The sequence below is a fragment of the Litorisediminicola beolgyonensis genome (assembly GCF_042679605.1).
GTDB lineage: Bacteria > Pseudomonadota > Alphaproteobacteria > Rhodobacterales > Rhodobacteraceae > Litorisediminicola > Litorisediminicola beolgyonensis.
Genome location: NZ_JBHTMU010000001.1, coordinates 61,777 through 81,414 on the forward strand (window position 1 = coordinate 61,777; position 19,638 = coordinate 81,414).

Sequence of the window (19,638 nt, forward strand, 5' to 3'; positions counted from 1 at the left end):
AAGCCCCGGCAGTTCCGCCCCGGCCGCGCTCAGGCGAGACGGCCGTGGCAGTGCTTGAACTTGTTGCCGGAGCCGCAGGGGCAGGGATCGTTGCGGCCGGGATTGCCCCAGGTGTCGGGGTTGGTCTCGTCGAAGCCCTCGACCAGCGGTTCCTGCGGGGCGACCGCGGGGCCGACAGCCTCCTGTTCGGGATTCGTCGCACCGGCAGGCGCCTGCGCGGCGGCAACCTCGCTCCGCTGTTGCTGGCGCATCATCTGCTCGGCCATCTGGCGGCGCTCTTCCTCGGTCATCGGCCGGATCTGGCCGAGCTTCGAGGTCACGTCGGCGCGCAGGCTTTCGAGCATGCCTTCGAACAGCTGGAAGGCCTCGGTCTTGTACTCGTTCAGCGGATCGCGCTGCGCATAACCCCGGAACCCCACCACCGAGCGGAGATGCTCTAGCGTCAGAAGATGCTCGCGCCACTTGCCGTCGATGGTCTGCAGGATGAGCTGCTTCTCGATCTGGCGCATCGTGTCCGGTCCGAACGCCTCGGCCTTGTCGGCCATCTGCTTGTCGGCAAGTTCGGTCAGGCGGTCGCGGATCACGTCCTGGTCGACGCCATCCTCGTCGGCCCAGGCCAGGACCGGAGCGTCGAGGCCGAGCTTTTCGAGAACCCCGGCATAGAGACCCTGCGTGTCCCACTGATCGGCGTAGCTCTTGGGCGGGCAGTAGCCGTCCACGAGGTCGTCGATCACCTGGTCGCGCATGTCCTCGGTGGTCTCGGACAGATCCTCGGCCTCCATGATCTCGCGGCGCTGGGCGAAGATCACCTTGCGCTGGTCGTTCATGACGTCGTCGAACTTCAGGAGCTGCTTGCGGATGTCGAAGTTGCGGCCCTCGACCTTGGCCTGCGCGCGCTCGAGCGACTTGTTCACCCACGGGTGCACGATCGCCTCGCCTTCCTGCATGCCGAGCTTGCCCAGCACGTTGTCGAGCCGCTCCGAGCCGAAGATGCGCATCAGGTCGTCTTCGAGCGAGAGGAAGAAGGACGACCGGCCCGGGTCGCCCTGACGGCCAGAGCGGCCGCGCAGCTGGTTGTCGATGCGGCGGCTTTCATGCCGCTCGGTTGCGAGCACGAACAGCCCGCCCGCGTCCATCACGGCCTGCTCCTCGTCGGCATGCTCGGCCTCGATCCGGCGGCGGATCTCGTCGGGGTTGCCGTTCGGGTCGGCATCGAGCGCCTCGATCACCTTCATCTCGACATTGCCGCCGAGTTTGATGTCGGTGCCGCGTCCGGCCATGTTCGTGGCAATGGTGATGGCGCCGAGCTTGCCGGCATCGCCGACGATCTGCGCTTCCATCTCGTGCTGGCGCGCGTTCAGGACGTTATGGGGAAGGCCCTCTTTCTTGAGAAGCTCCGAGAGCATCTCGGATTTCTCAATGGAGGTCGTGCCCACGAGAACCGGCTGGCGCTTTTCATGCGCAACCTTGATCTCGGCGACGATGGCGTCGTATTTCTCGCGCCCCGTGCGGTAGACCTTGTCGTCCTCGTCGATCCGGGCAATCGGCTTGTTGGTCGGAACCTCGACCACGCCCAGCCCGTAGATCTCGGCGAATTCCTCGGCTTCGGTAGACGCCGTGCCGGTCATGCCCGCGAGCTTGGAATAGAGCCGGAAGTAGTTCTGGAAGGTCACCTGCGCCAGCGTCACGTTCTCGGGCTGGATCTTGCACTGCTCCTTGGCCTCGATGGCCTGGTGCAGGCCTTCGGACAGGCGGCGGCCCAGCATCATACGGCCGGTGAACTCGTCGATCAGCACGACCTCGTTGTCGCGGACGATGTAGTCCTTGTCCTTCTGGAAAAGCTTATGCGCCCGCAGCGCCTGGTTGACGTGGTGGACGACGGTGGTCGACTCGGGGTCGTAGAGCGTGCGCTCGTCCTCGAGCAGGCCTGCGAGCTTCAACCGGTCTTCGAGGAACTCGTTGCCCTCGTCGGTGAAGGTGACGTTCCGGGTCTTCTCGTCGATGGTGAAATGGTCGTCCGACAGGCTCGGGATGATCCGGTCGATGGCGATGTAGAGCTCGGAGCGGTCGTCGGAGGGGCCCGAGATGATGAGCGGCGTCCGCGCCTCGTCGATCAGGATCGAGTCGACCTCGTCCACGATCGCGAAATTGTGCCCGCGCTGATACATCTGGCTCAGCTCGGACTTCATGTTGTCGCGCAGGTAGTCGAAGCCCAGCTCGTTGTTGGTCGCGTAGGTGATGTCGGCCTGGTAGGCGGCGCGCTTCTCGTCCTCGGGCTGGCGCGGGTAGACCACGCCGGTGGTCAGGCCGAGCGCGGCATAGACCTTGCCCATCCAGTCGGCGTCGCGGCGGGCGAGGTAGTCGTTCACGGTGACGATGTGGACGCCCTTGCCCGAGAGCGCGTTGAGATAGGCGGGGAAGGTCGCGACCAGCGTCTTGCCTTCGCCGGTCTTCATCTCGGCGATGTTGCCCTGGTGCATGAAGATGCCGCCCATGAGCTGGACGTCGAAGGCGCGCAGACCCAGTGCCCGATGCGCGGCCTCGCGGCAGGTCGCGAAGGCTTCGGGCAGAAGATCGTCGAGGCTCTCGCCATTGGAATGGCGCGCCTTCATCTGCTCGGTCTTCTGGACCAGTTCTTCGTCCGAGAGGGCGCGGGTCTCTTCTTCGAGCGCATTGATCCGCTCGACCAGCGGGCGCACCGACTTGACCTTGCGGTCGTTCGGGGTGCCGAACACCTTGCGCGTGAGGGTACCGATCCCAAGCATGGACTGCTCTCTTCTTGCCTTTGACAAACCCGTGTGCGGCATCCGCTTGCCCGTCCCGGTCCGAGCCCATAGACAAACGGAAAGAGAGCGGCCGTGCAGCGCCACGCAGGCGATGTAAGGACAGGCTGGTGGCGTGTCAACGTCGCCCCCTTGGGTCGCTGCGACAGAGAGACGAAGGGAGAGTCCTCGATGCACAGGTTTACCATCGGCGCCGCGCTCATGGCGGCCCTCATGGCCGGTCCGGTCACGGCGCAGGAAACGGCGTCCGACACCGCCACCCCCGACGCCGCTCCGGAGGCCGACCTCGGCCAGGTCGTGGCCACGGTCAACGGTCAGGACATCACGCTCGGAGAGATGCTCATGATCCGCTCCGGCCTGCCCGAGCAGTATCAGCAGCTGCCCGATACGGTGCTCTGGGACGGCATCCTCGACCAGCTCATCCAGCAGGAAGTCCTGAGCCAGACCGACATGGCGGAAGAGACCGAGCGGGTGCGGATTGCGCTCAAGAACGAGCGCCGCGCGCTGATCGCCTCGGAAGCGCTGGCCAAGCTCTCGGAACAGCTTTGGACCGAAGAGGATGTCCAGAAAGCCTATGAAGAGGCCTTTGCGGGCCAGGAGATGGGCGAGGAGTACAACGCGCAGCACATTCTCGTGGAAACCGAGGAAGACGCGCTCGCGATCAAGGAAGAGCTCGATGGCGGCGCCGATTTCGACACGCTCGCCAAGGAGCGCTCGACCGGACCGTCCGGTCCGCAGGGCGGCCAGCTTGGCTGGTTCGGCCAGGGCCAGATGGTCGAGCCCTTCGAGAAGGCCGTGATGGCGCTCGAGGCCGGCCAGGTCTCGGAGCCGGTCCAGACCCAGTTCGGCTGGCACGTCATCCGTCTGAATGAGACTCGCGACCGCCAGGCGCCGCCGCTCGATCAGGTGCGTGACCAGATCGTCGCGCAGCTCGAACGCCAGGGCGTCGAGGAGAAGATCAAGGAACTCGTGGACGGCGCCGAGGTGACACGCACCGATACCGCCGATGTCGACACCTCGGTGCTGTCGCGCACCGATCTTATCGAGAACTGACATGGCCAAGATCACCCAGGTCTCACCGCTGGCGCCCGAGGCGTTTCCCGATCTGCCGGTGATCAAGGGCCTGCGCTTCGCCGCCACGGCGGCGGGCGTGCGCTATGCGGGCCGGACGGACGTGATGCTCGCGCATCTGGCGCCCGGCTCGGTCATGACCGGGGTCTTCACCCGGTCCAAGACCCGCTCGGCCAACGTGCTCGACTGCCAGGCCAAGATCGGCGGCGAGACCGGCGACGGTGCGGCGATCCTCGTGAATTCGGGTAACTCCAACGCTTTCACGGGGCGGGCGGGCGACGAGTCGGTCGGGGCGCTCTGCCAGGCGGTGGGGCGGGCGATGGACCTTCCGGAGACGCGGGTCTTCACCTCTTCGACCGGCGTGATCGGCGAGCGGCTGCCGCATGACCGCATCATCGCGAAGGTCGACGACCTTGTCGCCGCGCTCGACGAGGGCGGCATTGCCGAGGCCGCGCGTGCCATCATGACCACCGACACCTTCCCCAAGGGCGCCTGCGAAACCGTTGCGCTCGAGGGCGGCGAGGTGCGGATCGCGGGCATCGCCAAGGGCTCGGGCATGATCGCGCCCGACATGGCCACGATGCTCGTCTACGTCTTCACCGATGCCAAGATCGACCGGGCCGACCTGCAGGCGCTGGTCTCCGAGATCACCGACCGGACCTTCAACGCGATCACCGTGGACAGCGACACCTCGACCTCGGACACGCTCCTGATGGGCGCGACCGGGGCGTCGGGCGTCGCCGTGGACCGCAACAACGAGGCCTTTGCCCAGGCCTTGGAGCGTGTCTTCCGCGATCTCGCGCATCAGGTCGTCCGGGACGGCGAGGGCGCGACCAAGTTCGTCACCGTCGAGGTCACCGGCGCCGAGAGTGACGCGGACGCGCGGGTGCATGCGATGTCGATCGCCAACTCGCCGCTCGTGAAGACCGCCATCGCGGGCGAGGACCCGAACTGGGGCCGCGTCGTCATGGCCATCGGCAAGTCCGGAGCCGCCGCGGATCGCGATCTCCTGACCATCCGCTTCGGTGACGTGCTCGTCGCCGAAAAGGGGTGGGTTTCGCCCGACTACCGCGAGGAGCAGGGCGCGTCGGAGATGAAGAAGGCCGAGATCACCATCTCGGTCGATCTGGGTCTCGGCGACGGTCAATACACCGCCTGGACCTGCGATCTGACCCACGGCTACATCTCGATCAACGCGGATTACCGGTCTTGATCCGGAAGAACGTGCCCGGCGTCGGTCTTTTCATGCGCGGGGAACGCGCGTGAAGATCGTCCTCGTTTCGGCCGTGGCGCTGATCGATGTCGACGGGCGCGTGCTGCTGGCGCAGCGGCCCGAGGGCAAGTCGATGGCCGGTCTCTGGGAGTTTCCCGGCGGCAAGGTCGAGGCTGGCGAGTCGCCCGAAGCGGCGCTGATCCGGGAGCTTCAGGAAGAGCTGGGCATCGACACCTGGGCCTCCTGCCTCGCGCCCCTGACCTTTGCCAGCCACAGCTATGACGAGTTCCATCTCCTGATGCCGCTCTTCGCCTGCCGCAAATGGGAGGGCACGCCGCAAAGCCGCGAAGGCCAGTCGCTCGCCTGGGTCAAGGCGCGCGATCTGGCGAAATACGAGATGCCGCCCGCCGATATCCCGTTGATTCCGATCCTGCGCGATTGGCTTTGACCCAGATATCGCCGCGCGAACGAAAGAAACTTACAATACCTAGTGTTTCCTTAAAATTTCATAACATTGCGACCTCTGTCGCGTGGATTTCTCTACCGCCTTGCTCTATTTTTTAGCGCAGAGCTGGATTGGGGGATTCAGAATGCTTCGCACGATCATCATGGGCAGCTGCGTGTCCGTTCAAGGAATTCTTGAAAAAACCTTGCCCGACGGACGCCTCGTCGTCCGCGTAGGGCAACGCCTCTTCACCGGGCTCCCGGTCGCCATCTGAGCCGCGAATGCGGCGCAAAGCGGAGGGCCGGTCGGCCCTCCTGTCGGCGTGGCGTCTGACCTGCGCTCAACCCACCAGCGGCGTGTCGGCGACGTAGGTCGTCTCGTAGCCCATGTCTGCCAGCGAGGCGATGGTCATCGCCGAGAGCGTGTTCGACGCGTCTATGAGGCCCGTCATCAGCTCGTTTCCGAAGGTCTCCTCGTCCCAGTGGACACCGGCGGTTCCCGGCCCGTAATCCTGCTCGATGGGGATGAGCCCGGTGCCACCGGCCGCGGCATATTCGGCATTGGCGAGCGCCCCGGTGAAATAGAGCCCGTCCTCGGAGACCAGGTTCAGATTGTCCCACTGCCCGCCGATCCCGACGGCATGCAGCATCTCGTGCAGGACGATGTCTCCGAAGAGACCGCTGTCGAGATAGGTCTGCGCGTCGGCGGTGTCGAACTGCATGAAGGAATAGGCCGGAAGCTGGTCATGGGTCCGGTAGGCGACCACGCCGGTCTGTCCCAGCACGTTGCCCGCCCCGTCGATCGCGGTCATCTCGGCGTCGATATAGAGATCGTCCACCCGTCCGGCCATCGGCACGCGCTCGTCGCTGAGCTCGCCGATGATGATCGAGCAGATGAAATCGGCCGCGTCGGTGAAGAGCGTTTGCAGCTCCGTCGTCCAGCCTTCGCCGGAAAAGCCCAGATCGATATTGTAGCTGGTCTTGGTGTCGCCGCCCGCGGTGTAGGAGGTGAGAAGCCCGCTATCGGTGCCGGAGCCCGGCTTGCCGCCGCCTCCGCCGCCGCCACCTCCCTTGCCGCCGCCGCCCCCGCCATCGGTGCCGGGTTTCGCCGAGGCGAGCCCGTCCAGACGACCGAGAAGCTCGCCGAGCGATCCCTCGAAGGCGATGCCCTGGGTGTCGGTGAGGATCGGGGCGCTGATGGCGTTCTCGGCGGCGCGCTCGAGGCCGTCAGCCGCGGGACCCGTGAAGACGAAGCTGTCTTCTCCGGCCCAAGACAGAAGATCGGGAAGGTCGCTGGCGTCTGAAGGAGATGGGGGAGCGGCGGGTGCGGGCGTGAGAGCCGTGCCGAGGGAGAGATCGAGGGGCTGGAAAGGCATCATGGAAAGGGTCTCCGCGGAAGAATGAAGTCAGACCATGCGAGCCCGCGGCGGATCGCGCAAATTTTCCTGAAAACTGGCGACAAACGCGCGACGAACGGAAGATACGCCCCCGGATCGTTTCTCGCATCCGCCTCCCTCGGGCAGGTCTGCCCGCATCTCAGCACATTTCGAAATGCTCTGGCGAAACGAAAACGGGCGGACCCTGAGGTCCGCCCGTTTTAAATGTCCGACTGCGCCTAAGGTCAGGCGAGCGTGCGCTCGACCTCTTCGCGCTCGAAGATCTCGATGACGTCGCCGGGGCGAACGTCGTCGTAATTCTCGAAGGCCATGCCGCATTCCTGACCGGACTGAACCTCGGAGACCTCGTCCTTGAAGCGCTTGAGCGTCTTCAGCGTGCCTTCGTGGATCACCACGTCGTCGCGCAGGAGGCGCACACCGGCGGAGCGGCGCGCGACGCCTTCGGTGACGAGGCAGCCCGCGACCTTGCCGACATTGGAGACCTTGAAGACCTCCTTGATCTGGGCGTAGCCGATGAAGTTCTCGCGAACCTCGTTCGACAGAAGGCCCGAAGCCGCCGCTTTCACGTCGTCCACGAGGTCGTAGATCACGCTGTAGTAGCGGATCTCGACGCCCTTCTGGTTCGCGGAGTTCCGCGCCGGAGCGTTGGCCCGGACGTTGAAGCCCATGATCGGAGCGCCGGAGGCCTCGGCCAGACCCACATCGGTTTCGGTGATCGCACCGACGCCGTAATGCAGAACGCGGACGCGGACCTCGTCGTTGCCGATCTTTTCCATCGCCTGAACGATGGCTTCGGCGGAGCCCTGCACGTCGGCTTTGACCAGGATCGGCAGTTCGGAGACGTTCTCGTCGTCCTTGGCCTTCTGCATCAGCTGCTCGAGCGTGGTTGCGGCACCGGCTGCGGCGCGCTTGTCCTTGGCCGCCTGCTGGCGGTACTCGGCGATCTCGCGGGCCTGCGCCTCGGTCTCGACGACGTTCAGAACGTCACCTGCCTCGGGCGTGCCGTTGATGCCCAGAACCTCGACCGGAACGGACGGACCGGCTTCCTTGACCCGCTTGCCCTGGTCGTTCTCCATGGCGCGGACCTTGCCGTACTGCTCGCCGACGACGAAGATGTCGCCCTGCTTCAGCGTGCCGTTCTGGACCAGGACGGTGGCGACCGGACCGCGGCCCACGTCGAGCTTGGCTTCGATCACCGCGCCCTGGGCGGGACGGTTCGGGTTCGCCTTGAGTTCGAGGATCTCGGCCTGCAGCGCGATGGCTTCCAGAAGCTCGTCCAGACCCTGACCCGTCTGGGCGGAGACCTCGACATCCTGCACGTCGCCGGACATCTGCTCGACGACCACCTCATGCTGGAGAAGGTCGGTGCGCACCTTGGTCGGGTTCGCTTCGGGCTTGTCGATCTTGTTGATCGCCACGATCATCGGGACCTTGGCGGCCTTCGCGTGGGCGATCGCCTCGACGGTCTGCGGCATCACGGCGTCATCCGCGGCCACCACCAGCACGACGATATCCGTCACCTGCGCGCCGCGAGAGCGCATCGAGGTGAAGGCCGCGTGGCCGGGCGTGTCGAGGAACGACAGGGTCGTGCCACCTTCGGTCGTCACCTGGTAGGCGCCGATATGCTGGGTGATGCCGCCGGCTTCGCCCGCGACGACCTTGGTCTTGCGGATCGCGTCGAGCAGCGAGGTCTTGCCGTGGTCGACATGGCCCATGATCGTGATGACCGGCGGACGCGGCTGCAGATCCTCGGGCTTGTCCTCGGTCTGCTCGATCACCTGCTCGACGTCGGCGTCGGAGACGCGGGTCACGCGGTGGCCGAACTCTTCGATGATGAGTTCCGCGGTATCGGCATCGATGGACTGGTTCTGGGTCGCCATGACGCCGTTGTTCATCAGCGACTTGATGACGTCGCCCACGCGCTCGGCCATGCGGTTGGCAAGCTCGGCGACGGTGATCGCCTCGGGCAGTTGCACGTCGCGCATGACCTTTTCACGCTGCACGGGGCCGCCCATCGCCTTCTGGCGGGCGCGCTCCTGCTTGCGCTTCATCGCGGCCATGGACTTCTGACGCCCGCCTTCGCCCGAAAGGGCCTGGTTCAGGGTCAGCTTGCCGGAGCGGCGGTTGCCGTCGTCGCGTGTCTTGACCGAGCGGCCACGCTCTTCGCGCTCGCGCTCGGATTTGCGCGGGCCGGTATCGGTTTTCTTCACGGCGGGCTTGGCGGCGGCGGAGTCGGCAGCGGGCTCGGGCTGCGCCGGGGCGTTCTTCGCCTCTTCGGCGGCCTTGCGGGCGCGCTCTTCTTCCTCGGCCTTGGCGCGAGCCTTTTCCTCGGCTTCGCGCTGCTCGCGCTCTTTCTGTTCCTTCTCGGCGCGCAGGCGATCACGCTCTTCGGCGCGGGCCTTTTCCTCGGCCTCACGCTGAGCGGCCTCGTCGGCCTCGCGTGCCTTGGCGGCCTGCAGCGCCTTCAGGCGGCGCTCCATCTCGGCATCGGAAATGCCCGCGGGCCGCTTTGCGCTGGCGGCCGCGGCCTGCAGCTTGGGATCGGACTTGCCGCTCCCGCCCCCGGCGGATGCGCCAGAGCCTGCCGCGGCGCCGGGCTTCGGCACCACGACCCGCTTGCGCTTGGTCTCGACTACGACATTCTTGGTCCGTCCGTGGCTGAAGCTCTGCTTCACTTGCCCCGACCGGGGACCGCCGCGCACACCCAAAGTCTTTTTGCCGTCGTTATCGCTCATGAAGCTCTCTTATCCTTTCCGGCGGCCCCTGCCACCGTCTCCTGCATCGGCGGTTCCGATGCGGAAGCCCTTCAGACGCTGGGCTTCCTCTACAACACGTTTCGCGAGTCCACCAGCACCTAGAGCCGCGTGGATCACGGTTTCCCGGCCAAAGGCCTGGCCCAGTTCATCCGCGGTGAGCCAGCCGATATAGCGGCCGTAATGCGGGGTCGACAGCTTCGACTTGCCACGGGCGGAGCCGTCTTCTGCCTGGATCAGGACGGTCGCCTGTTCCTTGGCGAGCATGTCCTTGACCTTTTCGTACCCGGCGACCGCGTCCCCGGATTTGCGCGCGAGACTGATAAGATCCACAACGCGCCGCGCCAGCATGCGTTCCAGATGGTCGGCGAGGCCCTCGGGGGCCTCGACCGGTTGGCGGGCGGCGCGGGCGAAGAGCTTCTTGCTCTCCGCCCGGTCAATCGCTGTGCGGGTCGCCGACACCCAGATGCCGCGCCCCGGAAGCTTGCCCGCGAGATCGGGGGCAAGCGCGCCGTCAGGCGCCACGACGAAGCGGATCAGCCCGCTTGCAGGCTGCACCTCGCCGGTGGCGATGCATTTGCGCTCGGGACCCTCGTCCCGCGCCTTCTGGGCGCCGCCGCGGCTCACGTCAGGCCTGCGCCTCTTCGTCCTCGTCGTCGCCGTCCTCGTCGTCCGATGCGGCTTCGAGCTCGGTCGGATCGACCCAGCCGAGAAGGACGCGCGCGGTCATGACCATCGTCTGCGCCTCTTCGAGGCTCACGTCGAAGGGTTCGAGAATGCCGTCGTCCTTGACCCGCTGACCATCCACCGTGGTCCAGCCGCCGGCCAGTTCCCAGTCGGCGCAGGTGGCGAAGTCTTCCAGCGTCTTCACGCCATCCTTCGCCAGTGCCTCTACCATCTGGGGAGTGAGGCCCTCGAAATCAATGAGGCTCTGCTCGGCGCCGAGCTCGCGGGCGTTCTCGAGCGCGGCAGCCGCCTGTGCATCGAGCACGTCGCGGGCGCGGGCCTGCAGTTCCTGCGCGGTGTCCTCGTCCACACCGTCGATAACGGTCAGCTCGTCGAGCTCGACATAGGCGACCTCTTCGAGGTTGGTGAAGCCTTCCGAGACCAGGAGCTGGGCGAAGAACTCGTCGAGATCGAGCGTGTCGACGAAGAGCTTGGTGCGCTCCTCGAACTCGGCCTGGCGACGCTTGGATTCCTCTTCCTCGGTCAGGATGTCGATATCGAGACCGGTGAGCTGGCTGGCCAGACGCACGTTCTGGCCGCGACGGCCGATGGCGAGCGACAGCTGCTCGTCGGGAACGACGACCTCGATGCGCTCGGCATCTTCGTCGAGAACCACCTTGGAGACCTCGGCGGGCTGCAGCGCGTTCACGAGGAAGGTGGGGACGTCCTCGTTCCACGGGATGATGTCGATCTTCTCGCCCTGAAGCTCGTTGACGACCGCCTGAACGCGGCTGCCGCGCATGCCGACGCAGGCGCCGACGGGGTCGATCGAGTTGTCATAGGAGATGACGGCGATCTTGGCGCGCGAGCCCGGGTCGCGGGCGACGGCCTTGATCTCGATGATGCCGTCGTAGATCTCGGGCACTTCCATCTTGAAGAGCTCGGCCATGAACTCGGGCGCGGTGCGGCTGAGGAAGATCTGCGGGCCGCGGACCTCGCGGCGCACATCCTTGATGTAGCAGCGGATGCGGTCGTTCGGGCGATAGGCTTCGCGGCCGATCTTGTCGTTGCGACGCAGGATGCCTTCGCCACGGCCGATATCGACGATGACGTTGCCGTATTCCTCGCGCTTGACGACGCCATTGATGATGGTGCCGGCGCGGTCCTTGAACTCTTCGTACTGACGATCACGCTCGGCTTCGCGGACCTTTTGCAGGATCACCTGCTTGGCCGATTGCGCGGCGATCCGGCCCATCTCGACCGGCGGGACCTCTTCGACGAAGGTGTCGCCGACCTTGGGATCGGCCATGTATTGCTTGGCCTGCTCGACGGTCAGCTCGGCCTGGTAGTTCTCGAGCTCTTCATCCTCGACCACGGTGCGGACGCGGGTGAAGGTCGCGCGACCAGTCTTGCGGTCGATCTTGACGCGGATGTCCATCTCGGAGCCGTAGCGGGACTTGGCGGCGCGGGCGAGGCTCTCCTCCATCGCCTCGACGACGAGCGACGGGTCGATCATCTTCTCGCGTGCGACGGCCTCGGCCGTCTGCAGAAGTTCCAACTGGTTGGCAGAGGTGATTGCCATCTCTCTTACTCCTCGTCCTGGCCGCTGTCCTCGGCCTCGATGGTGTCGAAATTGTCTTCGTTCAGCGACTGCGCCTTGCGGGCCTTGAGCATCTCGCGGATCAGCTCGTCGGTCAGGACGAGCTTCGCGTCGGCCAGCCAGTCGAACTGGAGGCCGACGGTGCCCTCGTCGATATTGATCAGAACCTCGGAGCCTTCGATGCCCGCGAGCATGCCGCGGAAGCGCTTGCGGCCGTCGATCAGCTCCTGCGTCTCGAGCTTGGCCTCGTACCCCTCGTAGGTGTCGAAATCCTTGAGCCGGGTCAGCGGGCGGTCGATGCCGGGGCTCGAAACCTCGAGCGTGTAGGCGTCGAGGATTGGATCCTCGACATCGAGCGTGGCCGAGAGCGCGGTCGAGATCTCGGCGCACTCGTCGACTTCGATGCCGCCCTCTGGGCGTTCGGCCATGATCTGCAGAAGCGGCGTGTTGCCCCCCTGCAGGCGGACGCGCACAAGCTCGAAGCCCATGTCCTCGATGACGGGGCGGACGATCTCGGCGATGCGCCGGTCCATGGCGGTTTTGGCGATCAGGTCGGTCATTCTGTCCTGTTCGGTCGAATTGCGGAGCCTGGCGATCAGGCACAAAAAAACGGGCGCGCGGCCCGTTCACGTGTTCGGTGGAGCTTCGGGTGTGGACCCCGAGGCGCCGCTGTTGAGGTGGATATACGGAGGACGGCCCGAGTCTGCAAGGGCTCTTTGGGATCGGCCCTAGCTCTCCGACAGAAGCGCCGCCAGATCCGCCGCCAGGCTGTCGGGCAGGGCAGGCTTCAGATGGACCGGAGCGCCGGCGAACTCGCTGGAAAACTCGGGCCGGTTGCAGCCGGTGTGGAACACGAAGGGCACGCCGTTGGCGCGCAGGTGCTGGGCCAGGGGCAGCGAATCCACCTCGCCGAGATCGGCATCGAGGATCGCGGCGTCAATGCGGTTTTCCTGGACCAGGCGCAGCCCGTCCTCGAGGCTGTCGGCCGGGCCGATCACAACCGCGCCGTGATCCTCCAGCGTCAGCCGGAGATCGAGCGCAATCATGGCTTCGTCCTCGAGTACGAGAACCCGTCGACCACGCAAACATTCATTCATTGTAACACCGCCGTGGATCGGTCTTTGAATTACCTATCTGCGAGGAAGGTAACGTGATCCGTTGGGAAAGACGAGAGTGACGCGCAATCCTTCGGGGGCCCAGTCGCGTCGGATTTCGCCGCCAAGCTGGGCCACCGAAGCGTCGATCACGAGCGATCCCTGACCCGATTCCCGGGACGTCGCGGTGGGGGGTGCACCGCCGGTTTCATGCCAGGTGAGCGTCACGTTCGACGCGGCATCCCAGGTGACCGACACGGTGCCGTCCGGAGCGGCAAGGGCACCGTATTTGAGCGCGTTGGTGGCCAGCTCATGCAGGATCAGCCCGAGCGAGGTCCTCGCCTGATGGTCGAGTTCGACATCCGGTCCCGACACGCTCACCCGCTCGATGCCGTTCTCGTGCCGGTAGGGGGCGAGAACGGTCGACACGACGGCGTTCAGAAGACCGTCGACCCCGGGGGTCGGCGAGGTGGCGACGAGATGCGCCTGGGACAGCGCGCGGATCCGGGAGCGAATGTCCGAGACGACCTGCGGGACGTCGGTCTTGCCGCGGCCGGAGATCGAGACGATGGAGCTTATCACACCGAAAAGATTGGCGTTTCTATGGGTTAGCTCGCGGCTGAGAAGCTCGAGCTCCTCGGCCTTCGTCTGTGCCAGAGCCCGCTGCGTTTCGGCCTCTCGCTCGAGCGATTGCGCCAGCCGGCGTGCGCTCTGCGCACCAAGGACCGAGCTGCGCAGCGCCAGCGTCAGGATGAGAATGCTGCCGCCCGACAGAACGGCGAACCCGGTCTGCAGGATCTGCCTCTCCAGGTTCCCGGACTCGGGCAAAAGCAGCGCCCAGCCCGCGATCATGATCCCGCCAAAGGCGAGTGTGGAGGGCAGCGGACCGCAGAGCAGACCGATCAGGATCAGGAAGGGCGGAAACAGCGCGAAGGGCACCGCGTCGCCGATCCTCGGGACCAGCAGAACGCTCAGGACGACCGCGATCACGGCGAGCGCGAACGCCACGGCGTAAGCCATGGGGCCGTCGAGACCCTTGCGGTCGCGCCAGTCGGTTTTCGTCACACCATGTCCAGTTTCGATATCGCGGGTTTGCGTATCTGTAGCTACCCGCTCGCATGGCGACAAGCAGGTCGGGCGGCCCATAAGCATAGGTGAGGGAGGCCCGCCTCGGGGAGGCGGGCGCAGGCGCGGTGACTAGAACGCGGCCTCGAAGAGCCCGCGCAATCCGGCGGCGTCGAGCGCGATGGGGTTGCCGCCGCAGGAGGGATCCTCGAGCGCCATGGCCACGAGATCGTCCATCCGACTTGCGTCGGCGCCGAGCTCGGTCAGCGTCCGGGGGATGGCGAGGCTGTCGTTCAGATCCTGCACGTAGTGCTGGAAGCCCGCGAACCCGCCCTCGATCCCCAGATAGGCCGCTGCCATGTCGAAGCGGTCCTTGATCGCGGAGGCGTTGAAGGCCAGCACGGCGGGCATGCAGACGGCGTTGGTGGTGCCGTGATGGGTGTTGAAGACCGCGCCGATGGGATGGGACATGGCATGGATCGCGCCGAGACCTTTCTGGAAGGCCGTCGCCCCCATCATCGCCGCCGACATCATATGCGCGCGCGCCGTCAGGTTCTCGGGCTCGGCATAGGCGATGGGCAGGTTCTCTTTCACAAGCCGCATGCCTTCGAGCGCGATGCCCTGGCTCATCGGGTGGTAATGCGGGCTCGAGAACGCCTCGACGCAATGGGCGAAGGCGTCGAGACCGGTGCCCGCGGTGATCGCCTTGGGCATGCCGACGGTCAGTTCGGGGTCGCAGATCGTGACCGCGGGCAGGACTTTGGGATGGAAGATGATCTTCTTCACATGGGTCTCGGAATTGGTCAGGACGCTGGCGCGCCCGACCTCGGACCCGGTGCCGGCCGTGGTGGGCACGGCGACGATGGGGGCGATGCCCGCGGGATCGGCGCGGGTCCACCAGTCGCCGATATCCTCGAACTCCCAGACCGGGCGGGACTGGCCTGCCATGAAGGCGACCATCTTGCCCAGATCGAGCCCCGAGCCGCCGCCGAAGGCGATCACCCCGTCATGGCCGCCATCGCGATAGACCTTGAGGCCCGCCTCGAGGTTCAGCTCGGTCGGGTTGGCATCGACCTCGGAGAAGAGCGCGCGGCCAAGTCCCGCCTCTTCCATCAGGTCGAGTGTGCGCGCCGTGATCGGCAGGGACGCGAGGCCCTTGTCGGTGACGAGCAGCGGCTTTTTCATGCCCGCCGCGGCGCAGGCAGCGCCGATCTCGGCGATGCGGCCTGCACCGAAGCGGATGGCGGTGGGATAGGACCAGGTGCCTTTGAGTTCCATGATGCGTGTCCTTGGGAGCCGGGGCCCGAAGCCCGTCAGGCTTTCTTGAGGTGGTAGGATTTCGGACGGGTCAGGGCGTGGTAGCCCAGAACCGAGAGGCCCGCGCCCTGGCCGGTGTCCTTGCAACCGGTCCAGCAGAGCGCCGGGTCGAGGTAGTCGCAGCGGTTCATGAAGACCGTGCCGGTCTCCAGCCGGTCGCCGATCCGCTCGGCGGCCTCGGCATCGGCGGTGAAGATCGCGGCGGTCAGGCCGAACTGGCAATTGTTCATCAGCGCCACCGCTTCGTCGTCGTCCTTGACCGGCATGATGCCGACCACGGGGCCGAAGCTTTCGTCGCGCATGACGCGCATGTCATGGGTGACGCCGGTGAGGATCTGCGGCGTCAGATAGGCGCCGCCGTCATCCTGCGGGAAGGGCTCGATCAGCGCGGTGGCGCCGTCGGCGATGGCCTCGTCGATCTGGGCGCGAACCTCCGCGGCGAAGCGGACATTGGCCATCGGGCCGATCGTGGTCTCGGTGTCGAGAGGGTTGCCGAGCTTCAGCGCCTTCACCCAGGCCACGGCCTTTTCGACATAGGCGTCGTAGAGGCTTTCATGGACATAGATGCGCTCGATCCCGCAGCAGCACTGGCCCGCGTTGAACATCGCGCCGTCCATCAGCCCGTTCACCGCGGCATCGAGATCGGCATCGGCGCGGACATAGCCCGGATCCTTGCCGCCAAGCTCGGTCGCCACCGGGGTGAAGGTGCCCGCGGCGGCGTGCTCCATCGCGCGCCCGCCCCCGACCGAGCCGGTGAAGTTCACGAAGCCGAAGCGACGCTCGGAGATCAGCGCGCTGGTGGTGTCGTGGTCGAGGAAGACGTTCTGGAAGACGTCCTTGGGCACACCCGCGGCATGGAAGGCCTCGGCCAGCCGTTCGCCGACGCGCAATGTCTGGGTGGCGTGCTTCAGGACCACGGTGTTTCCGGCGATGAGCGCGGGCGCGACCGTGTTGATCGCGGTCATGTAGGGGTAGTTCCAGGGGGCGACCACAAGGACCACGCCGCGCGGCACGCGCTTGATCTGGCGGGTGGCGGTGGCGCTGTCCTCGATGACGATCGGCGCGAGCGCCTCCTCGGCGATCTCGGCCATGTAGCTGGCACGCTCGTTAAAGCCGCCGAACTCGCCGCCGTAGCGGACCGGGCGTCCCATCTGATGGGCGAGCTCCTCGGCCATGCGGTCGGTATGCTTGCCGACCTCGGCGACGGCGGCGCGCACCAGATCGGCGCGTTCGGCGATGGAGCGCGCGGCCCAGTCCTCTTGCGCGGCCGAGGCCCGGTCACAGGCGGCGCGGGCCTCGTCGAGCGACAGGACGGGGCGTTCGAGATAGACCGATCCGTCGATGGGAGAGATGCATTTCAGTGTGTTGGTCATGGGGCTCTCTTGGCGTTCAGCGCGGCCGGACGTCCTGGTCCGCCATGAACAGGACGGGCCCGTGGATGGCGAGGAATTCGCGCTGTTGGTAAGGCTGGTCGAAAGGCGGGCACATCCGTCCCTCGGGCAGGTCCTCGAGGGCGGCGCGAGGGCGGACGACATACGCGTCGACGTCGTCGGTATCGATAGAGACGATCACCTGCCGCGCCGGGTCGTCCATATCGGCCTCCTCGGGAGCCTCGATCACGCGGATGCCGCCCGCGGCGTGGCGCATGTAGGCGTAGCCCTCCACCCGGAAGCTCTGTTCGGAGCCGAGGCAGTCGCACAGGACACCGGAGGTGGCGTCGATATCCGCGACCGCGATCATCGGGGTGACGTTCAGGACGCTCATGCCCGCTCGAAACCGCGCGCGATTTCCCAGTCGGTGACGACGCGGTCGAATTCTTCCTGCTCCCACTCGGCGGCGCGGGTGTAGTGGTCGATCACCGCATCGCCCATCGCCGCGCGCAGCATGGCGCTGTCATGCAGCGTCTGGGTGGCTGCGCGGAGCGTGCGGGGGATCTCGGTGACGGTGTCGTCCTCGTAGACATCGCCCTTGGTCGGCGGATCGAGATCGAGACCGTCCTCGATCCCCTTGATCCCGGCGGCCAGAAGGGCTGCCTGCGCGAGATAGGGGTTCAGGTCCGAGCCGCCGATCCGGCACTCGACGCGGATGCCCTTGGTCCCGTCGCCGCAAAGGCGGAAGCCCGCGGTGCGGTTGTCGACGGACCAGACCGTCTTGGTCGGCGCGAAGGTGCCCTTGGCGAAGCGCTTGTAGGAGTTCACGTAGGGCGCGAGGAAATAGGTGATGTCGGGCGCGTAGCGGATGAGACCCGCCATGAAGTTCTGCATCAGCTCGGACATGCCGAGCTCGCTGCCCTCGTCGTAGAAGGCGGGGCTGCCGTCCTGCCAGAGCGACATGTGCACATGGCTCGACGAGCCGACCTTGTCGTTTGCCCATTTCGGCAGGAACGAGGCCGAGCAACCCTTGGCCCAGGCGATTTCCTTGGTGGCGTGCTTGGCGATGGTGTGATGATCGGCGCATGCCAGTGCGTCGGCGTAGCGGATATTCAGCTCCTGCTGCCCCAGCTCGGCCTCGCCCTTGGTGTTTTCCACCGGGATGCCCGCCTCAACGAGTGCGTTCCGCAGGGGGCGGAGGATCGGCTCTTCCTTGGTGGTCTGGAAGAGATTGTAATCCTCGTTATGGCCATTGAGCGGCACGAGGTTGCGATAGCCGTCTTTCTGGAGCGTGCGGTAATCGCCCTCGAACAGAAAGAACTCGAGCTCGGTCGCCATCATCGCCTCGAGCCCCATGTCCTTGAGCCGGGCGATCTGGCGCTTGAGCATCTCCCGCGGCGAGTGGGGGACCGGCTCGTGGCTGTGGTGGTCGAGCACGTCGCCCAGGACCAGCACGGTCTTTTCCAGCCAGGGCACCAGGCGCAGCGTCGAGAGGTCGGGTCGCAGCACGTAATCGCCGTAACCGGTGCGCCAGCTTGTCGAGGCGTAGCCGTCCGGCGTCGACATCACGAGATCGGTGGCGAGCAGGTAATTGCAGCAATGGGTCTCTTCGACCGAATGGTCGAGGAAGTTCGAGACATGGAACCGCTTGCCCATGAGGCGGCCCTGCATGTCGACCAGAGCGACGAGCACGGTGTCGATCTCGCCGGTGGCGGCCATCTCCTGAAGCGTATCGAACGAGAAGGGAGCGGTCATGCGGGGTCTCCTTTGAAGCGGGGAGGGCGGCCCCTGTCGCGGGGCCGCCCGTCAAGTCGTCGCGGGCGATCAGCCGTTGGTATAGGGCGCGCCGGCCTGGTTGATGACCGAGTTGTACTCGCGGAAGATCGACACGATCTTCTGGTGCACTTCGCCTTCCTGGGCGATCTCGTCCCAGAAGGTCTTGGCCGCTTCTTCGACCTGCATCCACTCATCGGCGGGAACCGAGCGCAGCTCGAGCTTGTCGCCGGTCGCGCGCAGGCGGGCCTCGCCGCCCCAGTACCACTGGTTGCGATAGGTGTGGCCGGCCTCGATCCCGGCCATGACGACCGATTTCAGGTGCTCGGGCAGCTCGGCCCAGCGCTCCTGGTTGACGAAGAACGAGCCGATCCAGGCGCCGGAGATGTTGTTGGTCAGGAAGTAGTCGGTCACATCCGCCCAGCCGACGGTGTAATCCTCGGTGATGCCCGACCACGCCATGCCGTCAAGCTCGCCGGTCTGAACTGCGACCTCGGCGTCTTCGTAGGGGATGTTCACCGGCACCACGCCGAACTGCGCGAGGAACCGGCCCGCGGTGGGGAAGGTGTAGAGCTTCAGCCCGTCGAGATCGGAGACCGAGGTGATTTCCTTCTTGGTGTTGAAGTTGCACGGATCCTGACCGGCGGCCGAGAGCCACTGCACGCCAACCTTGGCGTATTCGTCGCGCCAGATATCGGCGAGACCGTACTGGTTGAAGAGCACGGGCACGTCGAGGATGTGCTTGGTCGCGAAGGGGAAGTAGCCGCCGAAGACGCGCAGCGGCGTGGGCGAGGCCATGCTGTCGTCGTCCGAATGCACGCCGTCGATGGTGCCGCGCTGCAGCGCCTGGAAGAGCTCGCCCGTGGGCACGATCTGGTCGGCATAGAACAGCTCGACCTCGAGCTCGCCATTGGCGTTGGCGTTGATGTAGTCGATGATCGGCTTGGTCACCTGCTCGCCGAGCGCGGCGCCGGCATAGGTCTGGAAGCGCCAGCGGATCGGCTCCTGCGCATGGGCGATGGAGGGGGCGGCGAGGGCCGCGGGGCCCGCGAGGGCCGCGCCTTTGAGCATCTTGCGTCGGGTCAGGGTCAT

At 66.0% G+C, this 19,638-nt stretch carries 17 protein-coding genes; 4 read left to right on the top strand and 13 right to left on the bottom strand.

Annotated features, from left to right (window positions below; translation table 11 throughout):
* Positions 1–29 precede the first annotated feature (29 nt).
* On the bottom strand, positions 30–2,765 hold the full coding sequence (gene secA, locus ACFQ4E_RS00290) for a preprotein translocase subunit SecA (RefSeq protein WP_386800915.1): 2,736 nt from the start codon (positions 2,763–2,765) through the stop codon (positions 30–32).
* A gap of 189 nt (positions 2,766–2,954) precedes the next feature.
* On the opposite strand from secA, the gene ACFQ4E_RS00295 reads away from it, so the two are divergent.
* From ACFQ4E_RS00295 to ACFQ4E_RS00310, 4 genes are all read left to right on the top strand, one after another.
* The gene (locus tag ACFQ4E_RS00295) at positions 2,955–3,836 is read left to right on the top strand and encodes a peptidylprolyl isomerase (RefSeq protein WP_386800916.1); all 882 of its coding nucleotides are present in this window, start codon (positions 2,955–2,957) and stop codon (positions 3,834–3,836) included.
* 1 nt (position 3,837) lies between these two features.
* Positions 3,838–5,067 carry a bifunctional glutamate N-acetyltransferase/amino-acid acetyltransferase ArgJ gene (argJ, locus tag ACFQ4E_RS00300; RefSeq protein WP_386800917.1) on the top strand — a complete coding sequence of 410 codons (1,230 nt, stop codon included), beginning with the start codon at positions 3,838–3,840 and terminating at the stop codon, positions 5,065–5,067.
* A 49-nt stretch (positions 5,068–5,116) separates the two neighbouring features.
* Positions 5,117–5,515: an 8-oxo-dGTP diphosphatase MutT gene (mutT, locus tag ACFQ4E_RS00305; RefSeq protein WP_386800918.1), complete on the top strand. Its 399-nt coding sequence runs from the start codon at positions 5,117–5,119 to the stop codon at positions 5,513–5,515.
* A gap of 142 nt (positions 5,516–5,657) precedes the next feature.
* Entirely contained in the window at positions 5,658–5,786 is a 129-nt protein-coding gene (locus ACFQ4E_RS00310; RefSeq protein ID WP_386800919.1) for a hypothetical protein, read from the top strand.
* A 66-nt stretch (positions 5,787–5,852) separates the two neighbouring features.
* Here the strand turns inward: ACFQ4E_RS00310 and ACFQ4E_RS00315 are convergent, their stop codons facing one another.
* From ACFQ4E_RS00315 to ACFQ4E_RS00370, 12 genes are all read right to left on the bottom strand, one after another.
* Complete coding sequence (locus tag ACFQ4E_RS00315; RefSeq protein WP_386800920.1) at positions 5,853–6,890, bottom strand: leishmanolysin-related zinc metalloendopeptidase; 1,038 nt, start codon at positions 6,888–6,890, stop codon at positions 5,853–5,855.
* A gap of 242 nt (positions 6,891–7,132) precedes the next feature.
* Positions 7,133–9,643 carry a translation initiation factor IF-2 gene (gene infB, locus ACFQ4E_RS00320; RefSeq protein ID WP_386800921.1) on the bottom strand — a complete coding sequence of 837 codons (2,511 nt, stop codon included), beginning with the start codon at positions 9,641–9,643 and terminating at the stop codon, positions 7,133–7,135.
* Positions 9,644–9,652: 9 nt separating this feature from the next.
* The gene (locus tag ACFQ4E_RS00325; protein ID WP_386800922.1) at positions 9,653–10,288 is read right to left on the bottom strand and encodes an RNA-binding protein; all 636 of its coding nucleotides are present in this window, start codon (positions 10,286–10,288) and stop codon (positions 9,653–9,655) included.
* A gap of 1 nt (position 10,289) precedes the next feature.
* Entirely contained in the window at positions 10,290–11,909 is a 1,620-nt protein-coding gene (nusA, locus tag ACFQ4E_RS00330) for a transcription termination factor NusA (protein ID WP_386800923.1), read from the bottom strand.
* Between the two features lie 5 nt (positions 11,910–11,914).
* A complete protein-coding gene (gene rimP, locus ACFQ4E_RS00335; protein WP_386801156.1) occupies positions 11,915–12,523 on the bottom strand; it encodes a ribosome maturation factor RimP in 609 nt (202 codons plus the stop codon).
* Between the two features lie 132 nt (positions 12,524–12,655).
* A complete protein-coding gene (locus tag ACFQ4E_RS00340; protein WP_386800924.1) occupies positions 12,656–13,024 on the bottom strand; it encodes a response regulator in 369 nt (122 codons plus the stop codon).
* 33 nt (positions 13,025–13,057) lie between these two features.
* Complete coding sequence (locus ACFQ4E_RS00345; protein WP_386800925.1) at positions 13,058–14,086, bottom strand: HWE histidine kinase domain-containing protein; 1,029 nt, start codon at positions 14,084–14,086, stop codon at positions 13,058–13,060.
* 132 nt (positions 14,087–14,218) lie between these two features.
* Positions 14,219–15,364, bottom strand: coding sequence for an iron-containing alcohol dehydrogenase (locus ACFQ4E_RS00350; protein WP_386800926.1), 1,146 nt, complete (start codon positions 15,362–15,364; stop codon positions 14,219–14,221).
* A gap of 35 nt (positions 15,365–15,399) precedes the next feature.
* Positions 15,400–16,776, bottom strand: a complete 1,377-nt coding sequence (locus ACFQ4E_RS00355; RefSeq protein ID WP_386800927.1) for an aldehyde dehydrogenase family protein — start codon at positions 16,774–16,776, stop codon at positions 15,400–15,402.
* A gap of 16 nt (positions 16,777–16,792) precedes the next feature.
* Positions 16,793–17,167 (bottom strand): hypothetical protein, encoded by a 375-nt coding sequence (locus ACFQ4E_RS00360; RefSeq protein WP_386800928.1) that lies wholly within the window; start codon positions 17,165–17,167, stop codon positions 16,793–16,795.
* Positions 17,164–18,528, bottom strand: coding sequence for a glutamine synthetase family protein (locus ACFQ4E_RS00365; RefSeq protein WP_386800929.1), 1,365 nt, complete (start codon positions 18,526–18,528; stop codon positions 17,164–17,166). Before ACFQ4E_RS00365 ends, ACFQ4E_RS00360 begins: the two co-directional genes overlap by 4 nt.
* A 69-nt stretch (positions 18,529–18,597) precedes the next feature.
* Positions 18,598–19,638: a TRAP transporter substrate-binding protein gene (locus tag ACFQ4E_RS00370; RefSeq protein WP_386800930.1), complete on the bottom strand. Its 1,041-nt coding sequence runs from the start codon at positions 19,636–19,638 to the stop codon at positions 18,598–18,600.